Source organism: Paraburkholderia sp. GAS206C, assembly GCF_050435645.1.
GTDB classification, from domain to species: Bacteria; Pseudomonadota; Gammaproteobacteria; order Burkholderiales; family Burkholderiaceae; genus Paraburkholderia; species Paraburkholderia phenazinium_B.
Map to the genome: position 1 here is coordinate 143,899 of NZ_JBNDKR010000011.1, position 18,884 is coordinate 162,782.

The following is an 18,884-nucleotide window of genomic DNA, read 5'->3' on the forward strand; positions in this document are numbered from 1 at the left end:
AGTATCGAACTGTGAGCGCTGCGGTTCTTCTGACTAACCGGCCGCGAGGGAGCGGCCGGTGTTCACCCACTTAGAAGCGGTGGGTGATGCCGACGATTGCGGCGAGCTGATGGTTGTCAGCCGAGTAGGTGCTGCTGCTCAGATCGGCCACTGCCTTCTTGCCCGTCGAGTCGATACCCGAAGCGGTTTCGAAGAAGCCGATCGCGTAGAACGAAGTGCGCTTCGATACCGAGTAGATCGCGCCCAGGTTGAACTGGTTGTACTTCGCGCTGCCCACGTCGTCTGCGCCGCTGTTATGCGTGTAGATATACGCGGCTGCCAGCAGCAGAGCCGGGTTCACCTGGTACTTCAGGTTGACTTCGCCCGAGTTGAACGTTGCATTGCCCGTGTACTTCGGAGCCGAGATCTGGCCGATGGCGGTGACCGAACCCAGGTTGCCGAATTGCGTGTTCGAGTACAGCAGGCCGACGGTTGCCGGTCCGATTGCATACGAACCGCCTGCCACGATGATCTGCTGCGAACCCGCCGAAGCGTAGCCGCCGTAGATCTTGTTGTTCATGTTGTCGGTTGCGCTCGCCGAAGCCGTAGTCGTCGGCGTCGACGAATTGCCCTGGTTGCCGTAGGTCGCGTAGTACGGATCCTTCACGAACGTGTAGCCTGCGCCGAGGTGGAGCGGACCGTTCGCATACGAGACTGCCGCGTCGATCACCGAGTTCTTCGTGAAGTCGCCAGCCTGACCGCCCAGGCTGTACAGCGCGCCTGCTTGCAGACCGTTGTAGTTCGGGCTTATGTACTTGAGCGAGTTCTGGACGCGGTTCGACGTATCGACGTTGTCGACGTCGGCGGCGCGAGTGCCGTAGGCGAGGCCCGAAGCGGCCCAATCGGCGCCGGATGCGAACACAGAGGTCAGGTCGTTGCTGGCCGAGTATTGACGGCCAGCCGTCAACGTACCGAACGTGGTGCTGCTCAAGCCGACGAAGGCTTTACGGCCGAATTCCAGGCCACCTTGGGCGAGTGCGCCCGTGCCCGTGGTGTAGCCGCTTTCAAGGGTGAAGATTGCCGACAGACCGCCACCCAGGTCTTCCGTGCCCTTCAAGCCCCAGCGCGACGAGTTTGCCTGCGAGAGTGCGTATTCGTGCAAGCCTTTGACGTTGTTATTGAAAAGAATACCCGCGTCGACGATACCGTACAGGGTCACGCTGCTTTGTGCATGTGCGGCGCCGGCAAACGCGCCAAGAGCGAGTAGTGCCACCGAGGTCTTTTTCATTTTCATCTGATTTCACTTTGTGTGAGTAGGGCTATCACTCGCAAGGCGGGCGAGCCCCATTTATGTCAGCTGTTCGGTGCACGAATCGTATGGACTACGATATAAACCCCGCGCTCGAACAACCGGCTGATAGCGAGAACGGACGACAGCAATGCTGTTCCCGCGTTTTCTGCTCGGCCAGGACCTCCCCGTCTCCAATTCGGGGTACCGCTATCAGTGGCCAGTAAGAATGCCGTGAATATATCCAAAACAGAATTGTTTAGGGCTGGAAAATTTTGCTCTGTCTCGTTCTCACAACGTGCATAAGCGAGGCACCTATTACTTTGTTATGTGCATATATCGCGGCTGGACGAAACGACAGGCGTCGACACCCGATATGTTTTCAAAATGCTTTCAATGTAAGTGACGGCAAGCTTTAAACCGGTCGATTGTCACGGGATTGCCCTGGATTGATGTCACCAGCCCGTGCGTCCATTTCTCATGCTGGCCGCGCAAACGTTAAAACAGAGAGCCGCGGCGCCAACACATAAGCAAAGCGAAATTTGTTGGTTGGGGCTCGCGCGGACCGCCGCGATACTTGGTTTCTCAGGGCCTGGAGAGCGCAGGTTATCGCGGGTTGACGTTGGCCCCTGCTTCGCATTAGCGCTCCATTTCTTCGGACAAGAACTCTTCGCCATCCAGGCGTTTTAACAGCGCAGCGTTTGCGGCTTGCTTGCGAAACCATGCGGGAGATTGAAACCATCATGTCCACCCAGCTCGAATCGGTTACGACGCGCGATGCGGTCAGCGTGAAGGCGGCTGTATCGGCGCGTACCAGGTTTTCGCGTGGCGCGGCCATTACGTGGCTCGCCGCGCTGGCGTGGTTCGGCAGCGCGGGGCTGACCCAATGTTGGGCCGCCGCCGATGATTGGCCTTACACGCGGCAATACCTCGTCATCAAGCTGGTGCTCGCGGTATTGGCTGTTGCCGTCGGCGTGGCCGGGTGGCGCAGCCGGGCGGGCGAAGACGGCAAAGCGGGCGATGCGCGTGCAGCGCAACATAATGTCAAACCGCAGGCGCGCGTCGATGCATGGGTACACGCGATGCCGTGGCTGCTCGCCTTGGCCGTGGGCATCACGGCGTGGGAAGTGCTGACCGCACAACTCGAATGGCTGCCGCGGCCTTTCTTCGCACCGCCGCAGGCGCTGATCGGTGTTTACGCGGAGGACTATCCGCGGCTCGGTTCGAGCATCGCGCATTCGTTTGGTCTGCTTGCCTATGGCTACGTGCTCGGTGCCGCGACCGGTTTTGTCGTGGGCGTCAGTATTGGCTGGTCGAAGGCGGTGGGCTACTGGGTGCATCCGGTGCTGCGTCTCATCGGCCCGCTGCCGGCGACCGCCTGGCTGCCACTGGCTTTCTTCTTCTTTCCATCGAGTTTCAGCGCCAGCGTGTTCCTGATTGCGCTCGCCACCGCATTTCCGGTAGCTGTACTGACGTGGTCGGGCGTCGCCAGCGTCAACACGGCCTATTACGACATCGCGCGCACGCTGGGTGCGAGGCCCGGGTTTCTGATTCTCAGGGTGGCGATTCCCGCAGCGTTGCCGTCGGTTTTCGTGGGTCTTTTCATGGGACTTGGCGCATCGTTTTCAGTACTGATCGTCGCCGAGATGATGGGTGTGAAGGCCGGGCTCGGCTGGTATCTGCAGTGGGCGCAAGGCTGGGCAGCTTACGCAAACATGTATGCGGCGCTCTTCGTGATGGCACTGATGTGCTCGGGCCTCATCACGCTGCTGTTCCGCGTTCGCGACCGGCTGCTCGGATGGCAGAAAGGATTGCTCAAATGGTAGCCGTACCCGAAGTGCTTGCGCGGTCCGACAGTGGCCTTGCGTTGCGTGGCGGCGCGCGTATCGATGTGCGTCGTGTGAGCCATCAGTTCGCGCTGCGTGGCGCGACTTTGCCGGTGCTGCAGGACATCAACTTCTCTGTTGAACCCGGCGAGTTCGTTGCCTTGCTGGGACCGAGCGGTTGTGGCAAGTCGACGCTGCTGCGGCTTGTCGCCGGCCTCGACAAGCCGGCGCAAGGCACGCTGCACGCGGATGGCACCGAGATCACCGGGCCCGATCCGTCGCGGGTCGTGGTCTTCCAGGATCCCACGCTGTACCCGTGGCGCACGGTGCGCGGCAATGTCGGTGTGGGCCCCGAGGCGCAGCGCCGCCGGCGCGGCTGGCGACGCAACGCGCTTCACGACCAGACGCAGGACCGCATCGATGCCGTACTGCAACTCGTCGGGCTTGGCGAATTCGCCGACGCGTTTCCGCATCAGCTCTCAGGCGGCATGGCGCAGCGTGTGGCGCTGGCGCGCGCGCTCGTCAACGATCCTGCGTTGCTGGTGCTCGACGAACCGTTCGGCAAGCTCGATTCGCTGACGCGCATCCGCATGCAGGGTGAACTGGCGCGCCTGTGGCAGGGCGCGGGTTTCTCGGTCCTGCTCGTGACCCACGACGTCGAAGAGGCATTGCTGCTTGCCGACCGGGTCATCGTGCTGAGCGAGCGGCCGGCACGCATCCTCGCGGAAGTTCGCAACGACGCGCCGTATCCGCGGCATCGCGACGATCCGAAGCTGGTTGCGCTGCGCCGCGAAGTGCTTGCGCAACTGGGTCTGGAAACCTGAGCACGCATCCGTACCATATTGACCACACGACGAAAACGCAAAATGACATTCAGCAACGACACTTCTCCCGTGAGCCTCGCGCGCCGCGCGTGGCTTCGCAAGACCGCCTGGGCAGCCGGGGCGGCCGCGTTTGGCGGCACTTCGCTGGGTCTGGCCGTGCCGCTCGCCTCTGCGCAAACGCCGCTCAAGCCACTGAATCTTTCGTGGAATGCAGGGGCGATCTGCACGGCGCCAGTCGCGGTTGCGGACAAGCAGGGTTTTTTCACCCGTCATGGCCTGCAGGTGGAACTGGTTAACTTCGCCGGTTCGACCGATCAACTCCTCGAGGCGATTGCGACGGGCAAGTCCGACGCGGGCGTCGGCATGGCGCTGCGCTGGCTGAAGCCCCTGGAGCAGGGCTTCGACGTGAAGCTGACTGCAGGCATACACGGCGGCTGCATGCGGCTTCTGGCGACGCGCAGTTCGGGCATCGTCGATGTGGCCGGCCTGAAAGGGCGCATTGTCGGCGTGAGCGACATGGCAAGCCCGACCAAGAACTTCTTTGCGATCGTGCTGAAGAAGCAGGGCATCGATCCCGACACGGAGGTCACGTGGCGGCAGTATCCGGCCAACCTGCTGGGCGAAGCGCTGAAGAAAGGCGAGGTCCACGCAATCGCGGACGGCGATCCGACCATCTGGAACATTCGCGAGTCGGATCACCTGTATGAAGTGTCGAACAACCTGTGCGGCGAGTATCAGACGCGCTCGTGCTGCGTGCTCGGCGTACGCGGTTCGCTGATCCGCAAAGACCGGGCGACCGCCCAGGCGTTGACACAGGCGTTGCTGGAAGCAACCGAATGGACTGCTAATAATCCGCAGAAGGCGGCGGAGATATTCTCGGTGCACGCGCCATCCGCGGACGTCAACCAGTTGACCGCGATGCTGAAGAGTCACACCGATCATCATCACCCCACGGGCGATGTGTTCAGGAAAGAAATTGCGCTTTACGCCGACGATCTGAAAGCCGTCAATGTGCTCAACAGCGGCACCGATTCGAATCGCCTCGCTTCGCGGGTGTTTTCGGACGTGTTGACGACGTAGAACGGGCGCTTGTTGCGACGTCTTGCCTGCCTGCTGCTATGGCTCGGGGCAGGCAAGAGGAGCAGGCGCCGGGCCGGCCCTCAGTGCTGTATGCCCCAGCGGCGCACGGTAATGCGCTCGAGCGTATCGAACACCAGATGCTCGATCAGGAGGCCGATCACAATGACGGCCGCGAGGCCCGCGAAGACCCGGTCCGTATACAGCTCATTGCGGTTCTCGAAGATGTACCAGCCGAGGCCGCCACTACCGGAACTGGTGCCGAACACCAGTTCAGCGGCGATCAGTGTGCGCCACGCGAAGGCCCAGCCTACCCGCAACCCGGCGAGTATCGACGGCAACGCCGCCGGCACCAGAATCGACACGACGTGGCGCAAGCCCGTGAGACCGTAGTTGCGGCCCGTCATGCGCAGTGTCGCGGGCACTGCCTGAAAGCCTGAATACGTGTTCAGTGCAAGCGGCCACAACACGGCGTGAACCAGCACGAACAGCAGGCTTCCTGTGCCAAGGCCAAACCACAGCAACGCAAGCGGCAACAGCGCAATCGACGGCAGCGGATTGAACATCGCGGTCAGCATGGTGAGCAGGTCACGGCCGATGCGGGTCGAAACGGCCAGTGAAGTCAGCACGAACGCGCATGCGACGCCAAGCAGATAGCCGCGCAGCAGCACCGACATCGACACGGCAGTCTTCTGCAGCAACTCGCCGGACCAGATGCCCTGCGCGAATGCGCTAAGCGTCGCGCTGAACGTCGGCAGCAACAGATCGTTGTTGACCGCGCGAGCCGCGAATTCCCAGATGATCACGAGGACCAGCGCGATCAGCGTCTTGCGCAGCCATGTCTGCGCGAAAATGCGTTTGCCGATCGGCAAGGACGCTTCGATCGCGATATCGCCGAGCGGCTCCAATGGACGTTCGTATTCCTCGCGAACGGGGGGCAGCAAAGTAGGGGGCGTGCTCATTGCGCGGAGTCCGTCTGTTCGAACAGCAGATGATGGATGCGCTCGGCCGTACGCTGAAAATCGCTGCGACCGGTACTGTCCTGCGTGTATTGATGACTATTGAGCTCGGCGCGCACACGGCCCGGATGCGGGGACAGCAACAGAATCCGGTTGCCGACAATCAACGCTTCCTCGATCGAATGCGTCACGAACAGCAGCGTGAAATTGACCTCTTCCCATAGACGCAGCAGCTCCTCCTGCATCTTGCGGCGCGTCAAGGCGTCGAGCGCGGCGAACGGCTCATCCATCAGCAGAACGCGCGGCTGCATCGCCAGCGCCCGTGCGATCGCGACGCGTTGTTTCATGCCGCCCGACAAGGTATGGGGATACGCTTTCGCAAACGACGCAAGCCCGACCTTGTCGAGGTAGTGCAGTGCCCTTTCATTGGCTTCGGCACGCGAGAGTTTCCTGGCCACGCGCAACGGAAACACGACGTTTTGCAGCACGGTCTTCCACGGCGGCAACTGGTCGAATTCCTGAAACACCACGATACGGTCGGGGCCTGGCCCGTGCACGGGTTGGCCGTCAAGCGAGATACTGCCGGAGGTGGGTTGGATGAACCCCGCGACGGCCTTGAGCAGCGTCGACTTACCGCAGCCCGAGGGGCCGAGCAGCACGAAACGATCGCCGCCGTAGACGTCGAAACTGACCTGATGGGTCGCGCGAACGATCCGTTCGCGCGTGCGGTATTCGAGGCTTACGCGGTCCACCGTCAGAAGTTTTTCACTGGTTTGCGGACGTGTGATGACCGGCGCGGTATCGGCAATCGTATCCATCAGCTCCCCGCCGCCGTCGCCGGGTCGTCGAAGAAGTAGTCTTTCCACGACTTCGGTTCGTTTTTGATCGCGCCAACCCGGTACATGAACTGCGCCAGTCCGAAGGTATTCTGCGGGGCGACCTTGAACTGCACCTGCGGATTCTTGATGATCTTCAACAACAGGTTGCGGTCGATTTTCGACTGGTTCACGCGGATATAGATGTCGGCTGCGGCATCCGGATTGGCGGAAACGAAGCGTGCCGCGTCGGCAAGCGCATCGACGAAGGCCCGATACGTTTTCGGGTTCGAGTCGCGGAATTTTTCAGTCGCATACAGAACCGTGGCCGAGCTCGGTCCACCGAGCACGTCGTAAGAATTCAGCACGATGTGCGCCTTGGGATTGCCGGCGAGTTCTTGATCCTGAAACGGCGGATTGCCAAAATGCCCGGTAATTTCCGTGCCGCCAGCGATAATCGCAGCAGCCGCATCGGGATGCGGAATTGCCTGGGTGTACTTGTCAAGCCGGTTGTAATCCTTGTCGCCCCACTGTTTTGCGGCGGCGAACTGCAGTACCCGCGATTGAACCGACACGTTGACCGCCGGTACGGCGATGCGGTCCTTGTCGGTGAAATCGGCAATCGTTTTCACGTTCGGGTTGTTGGACACGAGGTAATAGGGCAGATTGCCGAGCGAGGCGACACCCTTGACGTTTTGCTTGCCATGCGTGCGGTCCCAGATCGTCAGCAGGGGGCCGACGCCGGCTCCGGCGATATCCACCGCGCCGGAGAGCAGCGCGTCGTTGACCGCTGCGCCACCTGAGAGCCTGAGCCAGTCCACCTTGATGTCGATGCCTTGCTTGCGCCCTTCCTTTTCGATGAACTGCTGGTCGCGCGCCACGTTGAGCAGCAGATAGACCACGCCAAATTGCTCGGCGACGCGAATCTGCCCTTCGGCATGCGCTAGCGTCGGAGCGGCGAGGCTGGCGGCGCCGATCGAGATCGTGAGCATGCTCGCTGCAAAACGGCGAGCGAAAGACGGCCCAACGGCCGTCGGGCGAAAAGTGGACTGCATTGAAACTCCGGTCAGCGTGTGGGCGTGCGCAAGCGGGCGCAGACGGACGAACAGGGCCGTCAGAACGGCACGTCGCCTTCGATGGTTGTGCGGTACATCTTGCGGCGCAGATGGTCGGGTGTGCCAGCGGCGAGATGCATCAGCGAGCGGTTGTCCCAGAACACCATGTCGTGTTCCGCCCACTTGTGCGTGTACAGATGCTCGGGGCGCACGCTGTGCGCGAACAGTTCTTCGAGCAGTTGCTGGCTTTCGTCTTCAGGCAGCCCAATGATGCGGGTGGTGAAATGCTCGCTGACGAAAAGCGCCTTGCGGCCCGTCTCCGGATGCGTGCGGACCACCGGATGCACGACCGGTTTGACCTGGGCAATCTGCTCGGCGGACAGATTCGGCCGCCACGGACTACGCTTTTGCAATTCCGCGTACTTCGCGAGATACGTGTGCTCCGCCGAGCGTCCTTCTACGGCAGTGCGCAGATGAGCGGGTAACGTGTCCCACGCAAGGTGCATGTTGGCGAACAGCGTATCGCCGCCTTCGGACGGCAGTTCCTGGGCATGCAACATCGAGCCGAGGCTCGGTGTTTCCTTGTACGACAGGTCGGAGTGCCAGAAATGGCCGGCGTCGCCCAGGCCGATCGGTTTGCCGTCTTCGACGATGTTCGAGACGATCAGCACTTCCGGATGTCCTGAGAGCTGAAACTGGTGCAGCACGTGGATCTGCAGCGGACCGAAGCGGCGGCTGAAGGCAATCTGCTCCTCAGGCGTGATGCGCTGGTCGCGAAACACCAGTACGTGGTGGTCGAGGTGCGCGCGATGAATGCGCGCAAAATCTTCGGCAGCCAGCGGCTGGCTCAGATCGAGCCCGAGGACTTCGGCGCCCACAGGGCCGTCGAAGGCCCGAATTTCAATGGCCTGGGGAACGGCGTGGTGCGCGGACACAGCGCGGTCGGTAGCAATCGTCACACTAAACTCTTTGGTCGGTCGCAGCGGAGGCGCCGGTGGTGGCGCGATGCCCCCAATTTACCGGCCTGTACAGTCAAGAGCAACGAAGCAAATGCGATACGTTTATCTGCTGGAGTGATAAACCCGACGCTGTACCGGACGCGGCGGGCATCGAGCTCAAATTGACGAAATGTCCAATAATGGATAATCTGTCTTTTATCGATGTCCCGTGAGCCGTCCCTATGACGAAACAGACCCCTGAGCAGCGCGCACTGCTCGCGCAGGTCGGCCAGATCGCAGCAGGATTGGCTGAGACTTTCGCGCCGTTTTGCGAGGTGGTCGTGCACGATCTGCTCGACCCCAAACATGCCGTTCTGGCGATCCACAACAATCTGTCCGGCCGGGAAGTCGGCCACCCGGCAACCGAACTCGGACTGGCGCGCATCGCCGACCCGGAATATCCGCAGGTCATTGCGAACTACGCCAATCAGTTTGCGGATGGCCGTGCGGCAAAAAGCACCTCGATCGGCATCAAGGATTCATCCGGCCAATACGTCGCCGCGTTGTGCATGAATATCGACCTGACGCTGTTCCGCGGCTTGCAGAGCGCCGTCGGTCAATTTGTCCGGGTCGATGCGGACTCGGCCATGAAAGAATCGCTGGACCCGGCGGGGGCGAACCTGATCCGCGCGCGCATCGACCAGTTTGCGGCCAGACTCGCCACCACGCCGCGCGCTCTCAAAACGGAAGACCGCCGTACGCTCCTGCGTGAACTTAAGGACTCCGGTGTAATGGAGATCCGCAGGGCGATGGAAGTGACGGCGCAGTATCTGGGTGTCTCACGAGCGACGGTGTATAGCGATGCGAAGTGATGCACGCCGCTGGGGTGCTTTCGGAGCCGGGGCCGGCGCCTGGGTCGGCGACACGCCGGATCGCCACACCATTAACGTCAGGAACGAACATGTCTAAAGCTCAGTACATCGACCCGCTCACTGGAGCGCTCTATCCGTTCGAGCAACCGCGCTGGTGCTCGGATAACCAGACACCGCTTCTCATCACGCCACTGCAAGGCATCGGACGTGACGATATCGACCGCAGCAATCGTTCGCTATGGCGCTATCGTGCTGCGCTGCCGGTCGATATCGCTCAACCGGTTTCGATGGGGGAGGGATGTACCCCATTGGTGCAGAAGGAATGGAATGAGCACCGTCCGTTTTTTAAACTGGAGTGGTTCAATCCGACATGCAGCTTCAAGGACCGCGGCACGGCTGTCATGCTGTCGTTCCTGCGCCAGATCGGCGTGAACGCTGTGCTCGAAGACAGTTCGGGCAACGGTGGCGCGTCGGTTGCCGCGTTCGGTGCAGCCGCAGGCATGCGCGTGAAGATTCTTGCCCCGGCTTACACGTCTCCAGCCAAGGTGGCTCAGGTCCGCGCATACGGTGCCGAGATCCAGCTGGTTGAGGGGCCGCGCGAAGAGTCGCAGGCGGAGGCGATTCGACAATCCGCCGAGATCTTCTACTCCAGCCATAACTGGCAGCCGTTCTTTCTGCAGGGCACCAAGTCCGTTGCTTACGAACTATGGGAAGACTTCAATTTCGAGGCGCCGGACAACATCATCATTCCGGTGGGAGCGGGAAGCAACCTGCTCGGTTGTGACATTGGCTTCAAGGAGCTTCTTGCGGCAGGGCAGATCAAAAAGCTGCCACGTCTGTTTGCTTCGCAGCCGCTGAACTGCTCGCCGCTCGATGCATCGTTCCAGGCCGGGGTCGACACGCCCGTGGCCCGGCCGGTCCTGAAGACGGTCGCAGAAGGCACGGCGATTGCGCATCCGCTTCGTCTGCGGGAAATGATTACCGCACTGCGGGACAGCGGTGGTGCGACGGTGGCCGTTTCCGAAGACGACATTGTTGCCGCGCTTAAAAAGCTTGCGCGTCAGGGCGTCTTTGTTGAACCGACCTGCGCGCACGCCGCCGCAGCACTCGACGAGCTGAGCCGTCGCGGCACCATCAAGGCAAGCGAGCGCACGGTCGTGCTGTTGACGGGGACAGGGATCAAGGCTGCAGGCTACATCGCGGAGCTGTTTGCGCAACCTGCTGCGTAGTTACCACACTCGTTCGAATACTTGTCCAGGTAAGATTTGGCGCAGAGATAATACGGTATATACTGTTTTCGAAACACGTCAACGGCCCTTATCGGCTAAGGAGCATATATGCCGGATAAACATCTCTCCAGCCAGTTTGACGCCGATCTCACGCTGCTCTCCACGCGTTTGCTCGCCATGGGTGGGTTGGTGGAGTCGCAGATCGCGTATGCGATGCAGGCCCTGGATACCTTCGAGCTCGATTTTGTCGAACTCGTCCTCGAAGGCGAGCGCCGTCTGAATACGATGGAAATCGAGCTCGACGAAGAAATCTGCAATGTCATCGCGCGTCGACAGCCGGCCGCTCGCGACCTGCGTCTGCTAATGGCGGCTTCGAAATGCGTCACCAATCTCGAGCGTGCGGGCGACGAGGCGCGCAAGATCGCCAAGCGAATCCGCCGCATTGCGCCGCAGGTCAGTGCGCAGGACGTCAACATCGCCGAGATCAAGATCTCGGGCGCCATGGCTGCGAGCGTGCTGCGCCGCGCGCTGGACGCATTTGCGCGCATGGACACGGCTGCCGCCGAGCAGATCATTCTGGACGACGAGGCGATCGATAACGAGTTCAGGGCCTTTGTGCGCAAGCTCGTGACGTCGATGACGGAAAACCCCCGCACGATCTCGACGGCGTTGGACTATCTGTCTATCGCCAAGGCGATCGAGCGGATTGGCGACCATGCCACCAACATTGCCGAATCCGTCGTGTATGTGGTTCGTGGCACCGATATCCGTCACGAACATAGAAAGCGGCAAGAACCCGAAGCGGTGCGCACTTAAAAATACGGCGGCGGGCCGGGCCCTCGCGGCCGGCGCCGCCGTCATTCTGCGTAAACACCTTAACCGCCCACGGCGCCCTGGGTGTTCACGTGGACCGCGTAAATGGACTGTGACGAAGCCATGAACAGGCGGTTGCGGGCGCGGCCGCCAAAACACAGGTTCGCACAACGCTCAGGCAGTGCGATGCGGCCGATCGGCTTTCCAGCCGGCGAGATGATCACCACGCCGTCCAGTTCGTCGCTGCCCATACCCCAGCCGCACCACAGGTTGCCGTCAATATCGGCGCGCATGCCGTCGATCGTACCTGGCCCCGCATTGTAGAAAACGCGTCCCTTACCAATTCTTTTCCCATCAGGCTCCATCTCGTAGACGTGGATCAGGCGCTCAGGCACGGCGCGCGATTCGATGATGTACAGCAAGCGTTCGTCAGGTGAAAAACACAAACCGTTAGGCCCCTTCAGATCACGCGTGACAACGGAAGCTTCTCCCGTGACACCGTCGATCCGGTACACCGAATGCGGAAGTTCCTGCTCGGCCTTGATGCCTTCATAGTGACCCGCGATACCCATTGGCGGGTCCGTGAACCAGATCGAGCCATCCGACTTGACCACCACGTCATTCGGCGAGTTCAGCCGCTTGCCTTCGAACGAATCCATCAGCACGGTAATGCTGCCGTCATATTCGGTGCGTGTCACACGGCGCCCATGTTCGCAGGTGACGAGACGGCCCTGCCGGTCGCGCGTATTGCCGTTGGCGAAGTTCGACGGTTTGCGAAACACGCTGACCACACCGGTTTCTTCCTCCCATTTCAGCATCTGATTGTTCGGGATGTCGCTCCATAACAGATAGCGCCCATCGCCGAACCACACCGGCCCTTCCGTCCAGCGGTAGCCGGTAGCGAGGCGCTCGACCGCGGAGAACGCGACGCGATATTGATCGAAGGATGGATCGAGCGAGATGACGCGGGGGTCGGGATAGCGCTCAGCCTGCTGCCACATAGGTTTGTCTCCGTGTTGGGGGTAAGTGGATGGCGGATCATGGTTCAGTATACGGCAAAACGAGTAAGCGCTTTCTCTTGTCTTCCCCTCCAGGTTCTACTAAAGTGCCTGAATATTAGATGCTTTCGATTGGGTGGCGGTGCGACTCATACGTCAAAAGAAAGCGATTACATTATTGGAGACATATGGACACGGGAAAGTATCGGTATGTGGTCGCCGGGTTGCTCTTCATGGCCGGTGCGATCAACTACATGGATCGGGCGGCACTCGGCATCGTCGCGCCAATCGTCAGCAAGACGCTCGAACTGTCGCCGTCGCAACTCGGCGTCATCTTCAGCAGCTTCTTCATCGGCTATTCGATCTTCTCGTTCCTGGGCGGCTATTTCGCAGACAAGTTCGGCACGCTGCGCGTCTTCACGTGGGCCATGGGATTCTGGTCGCTGTTTTGCGGACTGACCGCGAGCGCAACCGGCTTTGTTTCGCTGCTGGTGTATCGGGTGTTCTTCGGTATCGGCGAAGGGCCCATGAGCTCCAACACCAACCGCACGATCTCGAACTGGTTTCCCCGTCATGAAACCGCGACGATGATCGGCTTCACCTTCTCCGGACAGACGCTCGGCAACGCGATTGCAGGGCCGGTGGTGGGTTTGATCGCCATCGGCTTCGGCTGGCGCGCGTCGTTTATCGTGATCGCCGTGCTGGGTTTCCTGTGGCTGCTGTTGTGGCGTCTGTTCGTCACCGACAAGCCCAGCCAGAGCCGCCGCGTCGGCGAGGGCGAAGCAAAACTGATCAACGATAGCCGTGCTATTGCGGAAGCACGTAACGTCGAAGACGACGGCATGACGCTCGGCGCGTATCTGCGCCGTCCGAGCACACTGGCACTCGGTGCCGGTCTGTTCGCGGTGAACTACACGCAGTACGTTTTCATCTCGTGGCTGCCGAGCTATCTGACCAACGTGATGCATCTCGATCTGAAGTCGATGAGCATCATCACGTCGATTCCGTGGATCTGCGGAGCGATTGGCTATTTCGGCGGCGGGGTGATCGGCGACATCGTCTATAAGCGCATGGACGATCCGATCAAGGCGCGCAAACTGGTCGCCACGATTCCGCTGGCGTTGTCGGGCGTCGCGGTGCTGAGCATTACCTCGGCCGGGTCGTTGACGGCGGCGGTTGCATTGATTGCCGCCGCGTTGCTGTTCCTGACCGGATCGTGCCAGTCGATCTGGGCGATCCAGCACGAGATCCTGCCGCTGCACCGCCAGGGCGGCGTGGGCGGCTTCATTCACTTTCTGAGCAACCTGTCGGGGATCATCGGGCCGGCGTTGACGGGAATGCTGATCCAGTATTTTGGCGGTTATCACAGCGCGTTTATGTTTGGTGCACTGATCGATTTCGCGGGTGTGCTCGCGATGCTGGTCTTTATCCGCAGCCGGCCGCAGATCAGTGCGGCGGTGGCGGCTCATTCGCCGAATTGAGCAGGCGAGGCGAGTGCGTGGTTCCGCTGCGCGCTTCGGCTGTAAGCGAAGCGTGCCGCTTGCTGACGAAGATGAACCTCGCAACGAGACCGCACAGCGGCGGCTCGTCAGTTGCCCGGCGTATGCAGCAGGGAACGGGCATCGACTGCAGACGGATTGACGCACGTCGCCGTGAGGCGTCCTTCGAGCGCGTCGGCCAGATTCTGCGCAGCGCGGCGCGCCATGGCTTCGCGTGTCTGGGCTGTGGCCGAGCCGATATGCGGCACGAGCACCACATTCGGCAGGGCGCATAGCGGCGAATCGGCGGGCAGCGGCTCGCGTTCGAACACGTCGAGCCCCGCGCCGAGAATGCGGCCCTCACGTAGCGCGTCCGTCAGCGCCGCTTCGTCGACCACCTGGCCACGCGCACAGTTGACGAGAATCGCGCTCGACTTCATCAAACGCAATTCGGCCGCGCCGATCAGCTTCTCGGTCGCGGCGGAAAGCGGCACCAGCACGCACACGAAGTCCGCTTCGGCCAGCAGCGTGGGCAACGGACACCATTTCGCACCGAACGCTTCCTCCGCGGCCACATTGCGCGAGCGGTTCGCATAGAGCACGGTCATCCCGAAGCCGTGCGCCGCGCGCCGGGCCACCGCGGCGCCAATGCGGCCGAGGCCGATGATACCGAGCGTCTTGTGGTGCACGTCGACGCCGAATTGCGCAGGCCCCGACGAGCTCTGCCATTCACCGCGGCGGGTGGAGGCGTCGAGCTCGGCGATGCGGCGTGCCGTGGCGAGGATCAACGCGAACATCAGATCGGCCGTCGTCTCGGTGACTTCGTCCGGGGTGTTGCACAGCACGATGCCGCGGCGCGTGAGATCCGCAACGTCGAAGTCGTCGTAGCCGGCGGAGACGGTCGACACCACTTCGAGTTTGGGCGCAGCATCGAGAAATTCAGCGTTCAGCTTGAGCTTGTTGCCAATCGTGCCGTGCGCGTTCGCGAGTGCCGCGAGGAAGGCGTCGCGCTGGGTGTCGGCGTCGGCGCAGGTCACGTCGTATTGAGCTTCGAGGATGCGCAGGGCTGCGGCAGGCAGCTTGCGGTAGGCGACAACACTTTTTTTCATCGGGACGTCCGGTTTGAAAAGAGAAAGGAGCACGTGGCCCAAAAAATGTTAACTTTGAGAAAGCGCTTACTTGCGGATCACTATAAGTCTCGTTAGAATCATCGTCAAGATTATCGATAATTTGATCAAGGGACATAGTGATGGCAGACAAGCTCGATAAAGCCCAGCCGGGCGACGATACGCCGGGCGACGATACGCCGGGCGTCGATACGCCGGGCGTCGATACGCCGGGCGTCGACGCGCCGCGCGGTTTGCGCAAGGGGTTGACCAATTACGGGGACGCGGGCTTTTCGCTGTTCCTGCGCAAGGCGTTTATCAAGGGCGCGGGTTACACCGACGACGCGTTGGCGCGGCCCATCGTCGCCATTGCCAACACCGGCAGCGCCTACAACCCGTGTCACGGCAACGCGCCGCAACTGGTCGAGGCCATCAAACGCGGCGTCATGCTGGCGGGGGGCCTGCCGGTCGAATTCCCCACCATTTCGATCGCGGAAAGCTTCTCGCATCCGACCAGCATGTATCTGCGCAACCTCATGTCTATGGACACCGAGGAGATGATCCGCGCGCAGCCGATGGATGCGGTCGTGCTGATCGGCGGCTGCGACAAGACTGTGCCCGCGCAACTGATGGGTGCCGCCGTCGCGGGCGTCCCCGCCATCCAGCTCGTGACAGGCGCGATGCTGACCGGCTCGCATCGTGGCGAGCGAGTGGGTGCCTGTACAGACTGTCGCCGCTTTTGGGCGAGCTTCCGCGGCGACCAGATCGACGCGGACGAAATCGATGCGGTCAACAACCAGCTGGTGGCGACGGTCGGCACCTGCTCGGTAATGGGCACCGCCAGCACGATGGCCTGCATTGCTGAGGCGATGGGCATCATGTTGCCGGGCGGCGCCTCGCCGCCGGCGGTCAGCGCCGACCGCATCCGCATTGCGGAGCGCACCGGCGCCCAGGCCGTCGCGATGATCGGCGCGAATCTCACGCCTGCGAAAATCCTCACGCCGAAAGCAATCGAAAACGCGCTGCGCGTGTTGCTGGCTATCGGCGGTTCGACCAACGGCATCATCCATCTGACTGCAATTGCCGGGCGTCTGGGCATCAAGATCGATCTCGACGCGCTCGACCGGATGGCACGCGAGACGCCAGTGCTGGTGGATCTGAAACCGTCGGGGCAGCACTATATGGAGGACCTGCATCGCGCGGGCGGACTCACTACCGTCATGCGCGAAATGAAGGGCCTGCTGCATCTCGATGCCTTGACGGTCACCGGTCGCACGCTGGGCGAAGAACTCGATGCGGCGCCCGCCAGCTTCGCGCAGGACGTCGTGCGGCCGTTTAGCAAGCCGATCTTTCCGCAAGGCGGCATCGCCGTATTGCACGGCAATCTGGCGCCGGGCGGTGCGATTATCAAGCAGTCCGCAGCGAATCCGGACTTGATGGAACACGAAGGCCGCGCCGTGGTGTTCGAGAATGCCGAGGACCTCGCGTTGCGCATCGACGATCCCGAGCTCGACGTCGAAGCGCATGACGTGCTCGTGCTCAAGCAGATCGGGCCGGTCGGGGCACCCGGCATGCCGGAAGCGGGCTATATCCCGATTCCGCGCAAGCTCGGAAGGCTTGGCGTGAAAGACATGGTGCGCATCTCCGATGGCCGCATGAGTGGCACCGCGGCGGGCACCATCGTGCTGCACGTGACGCCGGAGTCGGCGATTGGCGGTCCGCTCGCGATCGTGCGAACGGGCGACCGGATTCGCCTGAGTGTGGCACAGCGCTCGGTTGAGCTGCTGGTGAGCGACGAGGAAATCGCCACACGTCTGGCGGCGCTGCCGCCGCGCGAAGCCGAACCGAACCTGCGCGGTTATCGAAAACTGTTTCTGACCACGATCACGCAGGCCGACGAAGGGTGCGACTTCGACTTTCTGAAGGCGCCGCAGACCGTGGCCACGGTGCCTGGAAACAAGCCGTGACGTCAGACCCGATCGGCAACGGTGCGGGGCAACAGCGGCCCATTGCAGTCGCGCCGGTGCTGCGCGACCGCAATACCGACGAAACGATACGCCGTGTCGCGGACCAGCTTGAAGAGGAGATCGTGCTCGGCCTGCTGCATCCGCGCGAACGTCTGGTTGAAGACGACCTGTGCGAGCGCTTCAATCTGAAGCGTCATGTGGCGCGCCAGGTGCTGGGAGAAGTGGAGCGACGTGGCCTGATCGAACGTCGCAGGCATGTCGGCGCGCTGGTCAAGTCGTTCACCGCAAGCGAAGTGACGCAGTTGTACGCGTTGCGTGAGCTGCTGGAGACCGACGCGGCGAGCCGGATTGTTTTCCCTGTTGGCGCCGCGAAGCTCGCGGAACTGGACACGTTGCAGGCGCAACATGACGCCGCCGCGCAGGCAGGCGATCTGCGCCGCGTGTTTCGCGTCAACATGGCGTTCCATCGGGCGTTTTTCGCGTTATCGGGCAACCAGGTGCTCGTCGACGCGATTCATGAATATGAGCGGCGCACGCACGCGATCCGCTCCGTATCGATCGTATTTCCGGTCTATCTGGAGAAAGCGCGCGCCGAACATCATCAGATGATCGATGCGTTGCGGCGCGGCGATCGCGACGATCTGATCGCGCTGTGCCGCGCGCATCTCGTGCCGTCCCGCGACGCCTATCTCAACGCGTATCACCAGCGCTCGGCCGCGGCCGCGGCCGCGGCGTTTGACTTATCGACACCGAATGGAGACATCGAATGAAACGGGTTTTGATTACCGGCGCAGCTGGCCATATCGGCCGGGTATTGCGCGCCGGCTTGCGTGGCCAATATCAGTTGCGTCTCGCGGACATCGCGCCGCAAGCTGAAGCAGGCGAGGGCGAAGAAATCGTCACGGCCGACATTACCCGGCTAGAGGATCTGTTGCCGGTGATGCAGGGTGTCGACGTGGTCGTGCATCTGGCCGGCATTCCGGACGAGGACCGTTGGGAAAAGATCCGCGACATGAACATCGAAGGTTGCTACAACGTCTTCGAAGCCGCGCGTCAGGCTGGCGTCAAACGCGTGGTGTTCGCGAGCTCCAACCATGCAGTGGGCTTTCACCGGCGCGACCGGATGATCGACAATGCCGTCGCGCCGCGGCCGGACAGCCGCTATGGCGTATCGAAGGTGTTTGGCGAAGCGCTTGGACGGATGTACGCGGACAAGCACGGCATGTCGGTCGCATGCATGCGGATCGGCTCGTTTCGTCCAGACAACACGCCGACGGCGCCACGGCACCTGTTCACGTGGATCAGTCATCGTGACATGGTGCAACTGACGAGGCGTTGCATCGACTACCCTGACTATCATTTCCTGATCGTGTATGGCGTCTCGGGCAATGCGCGTAACCGCTGGGACAACGCGAATGTGCGGCGGCTCGGTTATGCGCCGGAAGACGACGCCGAACAGTATGCCGCCCAGATCGCGGCAACAGGGCAAACCGAAGACGCGCGTGAGGCGCTGTTTCATGGTGGCTTTGGCTGTCTCGTCGAGTTCGACGGCGATCCGCAGCGGATCGACTAGCCAGGTACTCTGACCCGGCTATCGTCATTGCTGGCTGCCGCACGTTATAGAATGCGGCACAGGGATGGCGCGATGGTGCGCCTCGAC

17 protein-coding genes are annotated in these 18,884 nt (G+C 61.7%); 10 read left to right on the top strand and 7 right to left on the bottom strand.

Going from position 1 to position 18,884, the window contains the following annotated elements; translation table 11 throughout:
• Nucleotides 1–70 precede the first annotated feature (70 nt).
• On the bottom strand, nt 71–1,267 hold the full coding sequence (locus P3T20_RS29100; RefSeq protein WP_074269383.1) for a porin: 1,197 nt from the start codon (nt 1,265–1,267) through the stop codon (nt 71–73).
• A 743-nt stretch (nt 1,268–2,010) separates the two neighbouring features.
• On the opposite strand from P3T20_RS29100, the gene P3T20_RS29105 reads away from it, so the two are divergent.
• Genes P3T20_RS29105 through P3T20_RS29115 form a run of 3 tightly spaced genes read left to right on the top strand, consistent with a single transcriptional unit; the run spans nt 2,011 to nt 4,997 of the window.
• A complete protein-coding gene (locus P3T20_RS29105; RefSeq protein ID WP_429288576.1) occupies nt 2,011–3,093 on the top strand; it encodes an ABC transporter permease in 1,083 nt (360 codons plus the stop codon).
• Nucleotides 3,087–3,917 (top strand): ABC transporter ATP-binding protein, encoded by an 831-nt coding sequence (locus tag P3T20_RS29110; protein WP_429288577.1) that lies wholly within the window; start codon nt 3,087–3,089, stop codon nt 3,915–3,917. The genes P3T20_RS29105 and P3T20_RS29110 overlap by 7 nt, the downstream gene beginning before the upstream one ends.
• A 42-nt stretch (nt 3,918–3,959) precedes the next feature.
• Complete coding sequence (locus P3T20_RS29115; protein ID WP_429288578.1) at nt 3,960–4,997, top strand: ABC transporter substrate-binding protein; 1,038 nt, start codon at nt 3,960–3,962, stop codon at nt 4,995–4,997.
• Between the two features lie 80 nt (nt 4,998–5,077).
• Here the strand turns inward: P3T20_RS29115 and P3T20_RS29120 are convergent, their stop codons facing one another.
• Genes P3T20_RS29120 through P3T20_RS29135 form a run of 4 tightly spaced genes read right to left on the bottom strand, consistent with a single transcriptional unit; the run spans nt 5,078 to nt 8,782 of the window.
• Nucleotides 5,078–5,956 carry an ABC transporter permease gene (locus P3T20_RS29120; protein ID WP_429288579.1) on the bottom strand — a complete coding sequence of 293 codons (879 nt, stop codon included), beginning with the start codon at nt 5,954–5,956 and terminating at the stop codon, nt 5,078–5,080.
• Nucleotides 5,953–6,771 carry an ABC transporter ATP-binding protein gene (locus P3T20_RS29125; protein WP_429288580.1) on the bottom strand — a complete coding sequence of 273 codons (819 nt, stop codon included), beginning with the start codon at nt 6,769–6,771 and terminating at the stop codon, nt 5,953–5,955. Before P3T20_RS29125 ends, P3T20_RS29120 begins: the two co-directional genes overlap by 4 nt.
• Nucleotides 6,771–7,823 (bottom strand): ABC transporter substrate-binding protein, encoded by a 1,053-nt coding sequence (locus P3T20_RS29130; RefSeq protein WP_429288581.1) that lies wholly within the window; start codon nt 7,821–7,823, stop codon nt 6,771–6,773. The genes P3T20_RS29125 and P3T20_RS29130 overlap by 1 nt, the downstream gene beginning before the upstream one ends.
• A gap of 59 nt (nt 7,824–7,882) precedes the next feature.
• Nucleotides 7,883–8,782, bottom strand: a complete 900-nt coding sequence (locus P3T20_RS29135; protein WP_429288582.1) for a TauD/TfdA dioxygenase family protein — start codon at nt 8,780–8,782, stop codon at nt 7,883–7,885.
• A 221-nt stretch (nt 8,783–9,003) separates the two neighbouring features.
• Here P3T20_RS29135 and P3T20_RS29140 point away from each other — a divergent pair, with 221 nt between their 5' ends.
• From P3T20_RS29140 to phoU, 3 genes are all read left to right on the top strand, one after another.
• Nucleotides 9,004–9,633 (top strand): helix-turn-helix transcriptional regulator, encoded by a 630-nt coding sequence (locus P3T20_RS29140; protein WP_429288583.1) that lies wholly within the window; start codon nt 9,004–9,006, stop codon nt 9,631–9,633.
• A gap of 89 nt (nt 9,634–9,722) precedes the next feature.
• On the top strand, nt 9,723–10,862 hold the full coding sequence (locus P3T20_RS29145) for a threonine synthase (RefSeq protein ID WP_429288584.1): 1,140 nt from the start codon (nt 9,723–9,725) through the stop codon (nt 10,860–10,862).
• A gap of 108 nt (nt 10,863–10,970) precedes the next feature.
• Entirely contained in the window at nt 10,971–11,678 is a 708-nt protein-coding gene (gene phoU / locus P3T20_RS29150) for a phosphate signaling complex protein PhoU (RefSeq protein ID WP_074268055.1), read from the top strand.
• A 59-nt stretch (nt 11,679–11,737) separates the two neighbouring features.
• Here the strand turns inward: phoU and P3T20_RS29155 are convergent, their stop codons facing one another.
• A complete protein-coding gene (locus P3T20_RS29155) occupies nt 11,738–12,676 on the bottom strand; it encodes an SMP-30/gluconolactonase/LRE family protein (RefSeq protein ID WP_429288585.1) in 939 nt (312 codons plus the stop codon).
• Nucleotides 12,677–12,861: 185 nt separating this feature from the next.
• Between P3T20_RS29155 and P3T20_RS29160 the strand changes: the two genes are divergently transcribed.
• The gene (locus P3T20_RS29160; RefSeq protein WP_074268057.1) at nt 12,862–14,154 is read left to right on the top strand and encodes an MFS transporter; all 1,293 of its coding nucleotides are present in this window, start codon (nt 12,862–12,864) and stop codon (nt 14,152–14,154) included.
• Nucleotides 14,155–14,261: 107 nt separating this feature from the next.
• On the opposite strand, the gene P3T20_RS29165 is transcribed toward P3T20_RS29160, so the two are convergent.
• On the bottom strand, nt 14,262–15,260 hold the full coding sequence (locus P3T20_RS29165; RefSeq protein WP_429288586.1) for a 2-hydroxyacid dehydrogenase: 999 nt from the start codon (nt 15,258–15,260) through the stop codon (nt 14,262–14,264).
• Nucleotides 15,261–15,400: 140 nt separating this feature from the next.
• Here P3T20_RS29165 and P3T20_RS29170 point away from each other — a divergent pair, with 140 nt between their 5' ends.
• From P3T20_RS29170 to P3T20_RS29180, 3 genes are read left to right on the top strand one after another with little or no spacing between them, the layout of a single operon-like run.
• Nucleotides 15,401–17,224 carry an IlvD/Edd family dehydratase gene (locus P3T20_RS29170; RefSeq protein ID WP_429288587.1) on the top strand — a complete coding sequence of 608 codons (1,824 nt, stop codon included), beginning with the start codon at nt 15,401–15,403 and terminating at the stop codon, nt 17,222–17,224.
• Nucleotides 17,221–17,994 (top strand): GntR family transcriptional regulator, encoded by a 774-nt coding sequence (locus P3T20_RS29175; protein WP_429288588.1) that lies wholly within the window; start codon nt 17,221–17,223, stop codon nt 17,992–17,994. The genes P3T20_RS29170 and P3T20_RS29175 overlap by 4 nt, the downstream gene beginning before the upstream one ends.
• A complete protein-coding gene (locus P3T20_RS29180; protein ID WP_429288589.1) occupies nt 17,991–18,797 on the top strand; it encodes an NAD-dependent epimerase/dehydratase family protein in 807 nt (268 codons plus the stop codon). Before P3T20_RS29175 ends, P3T20_RS29180 begins: the two co-directional genes overlap by 4 nt.
• The last annotated feature ends 87 nt before the right edge of the window (nt 18,798–18,884 follow it).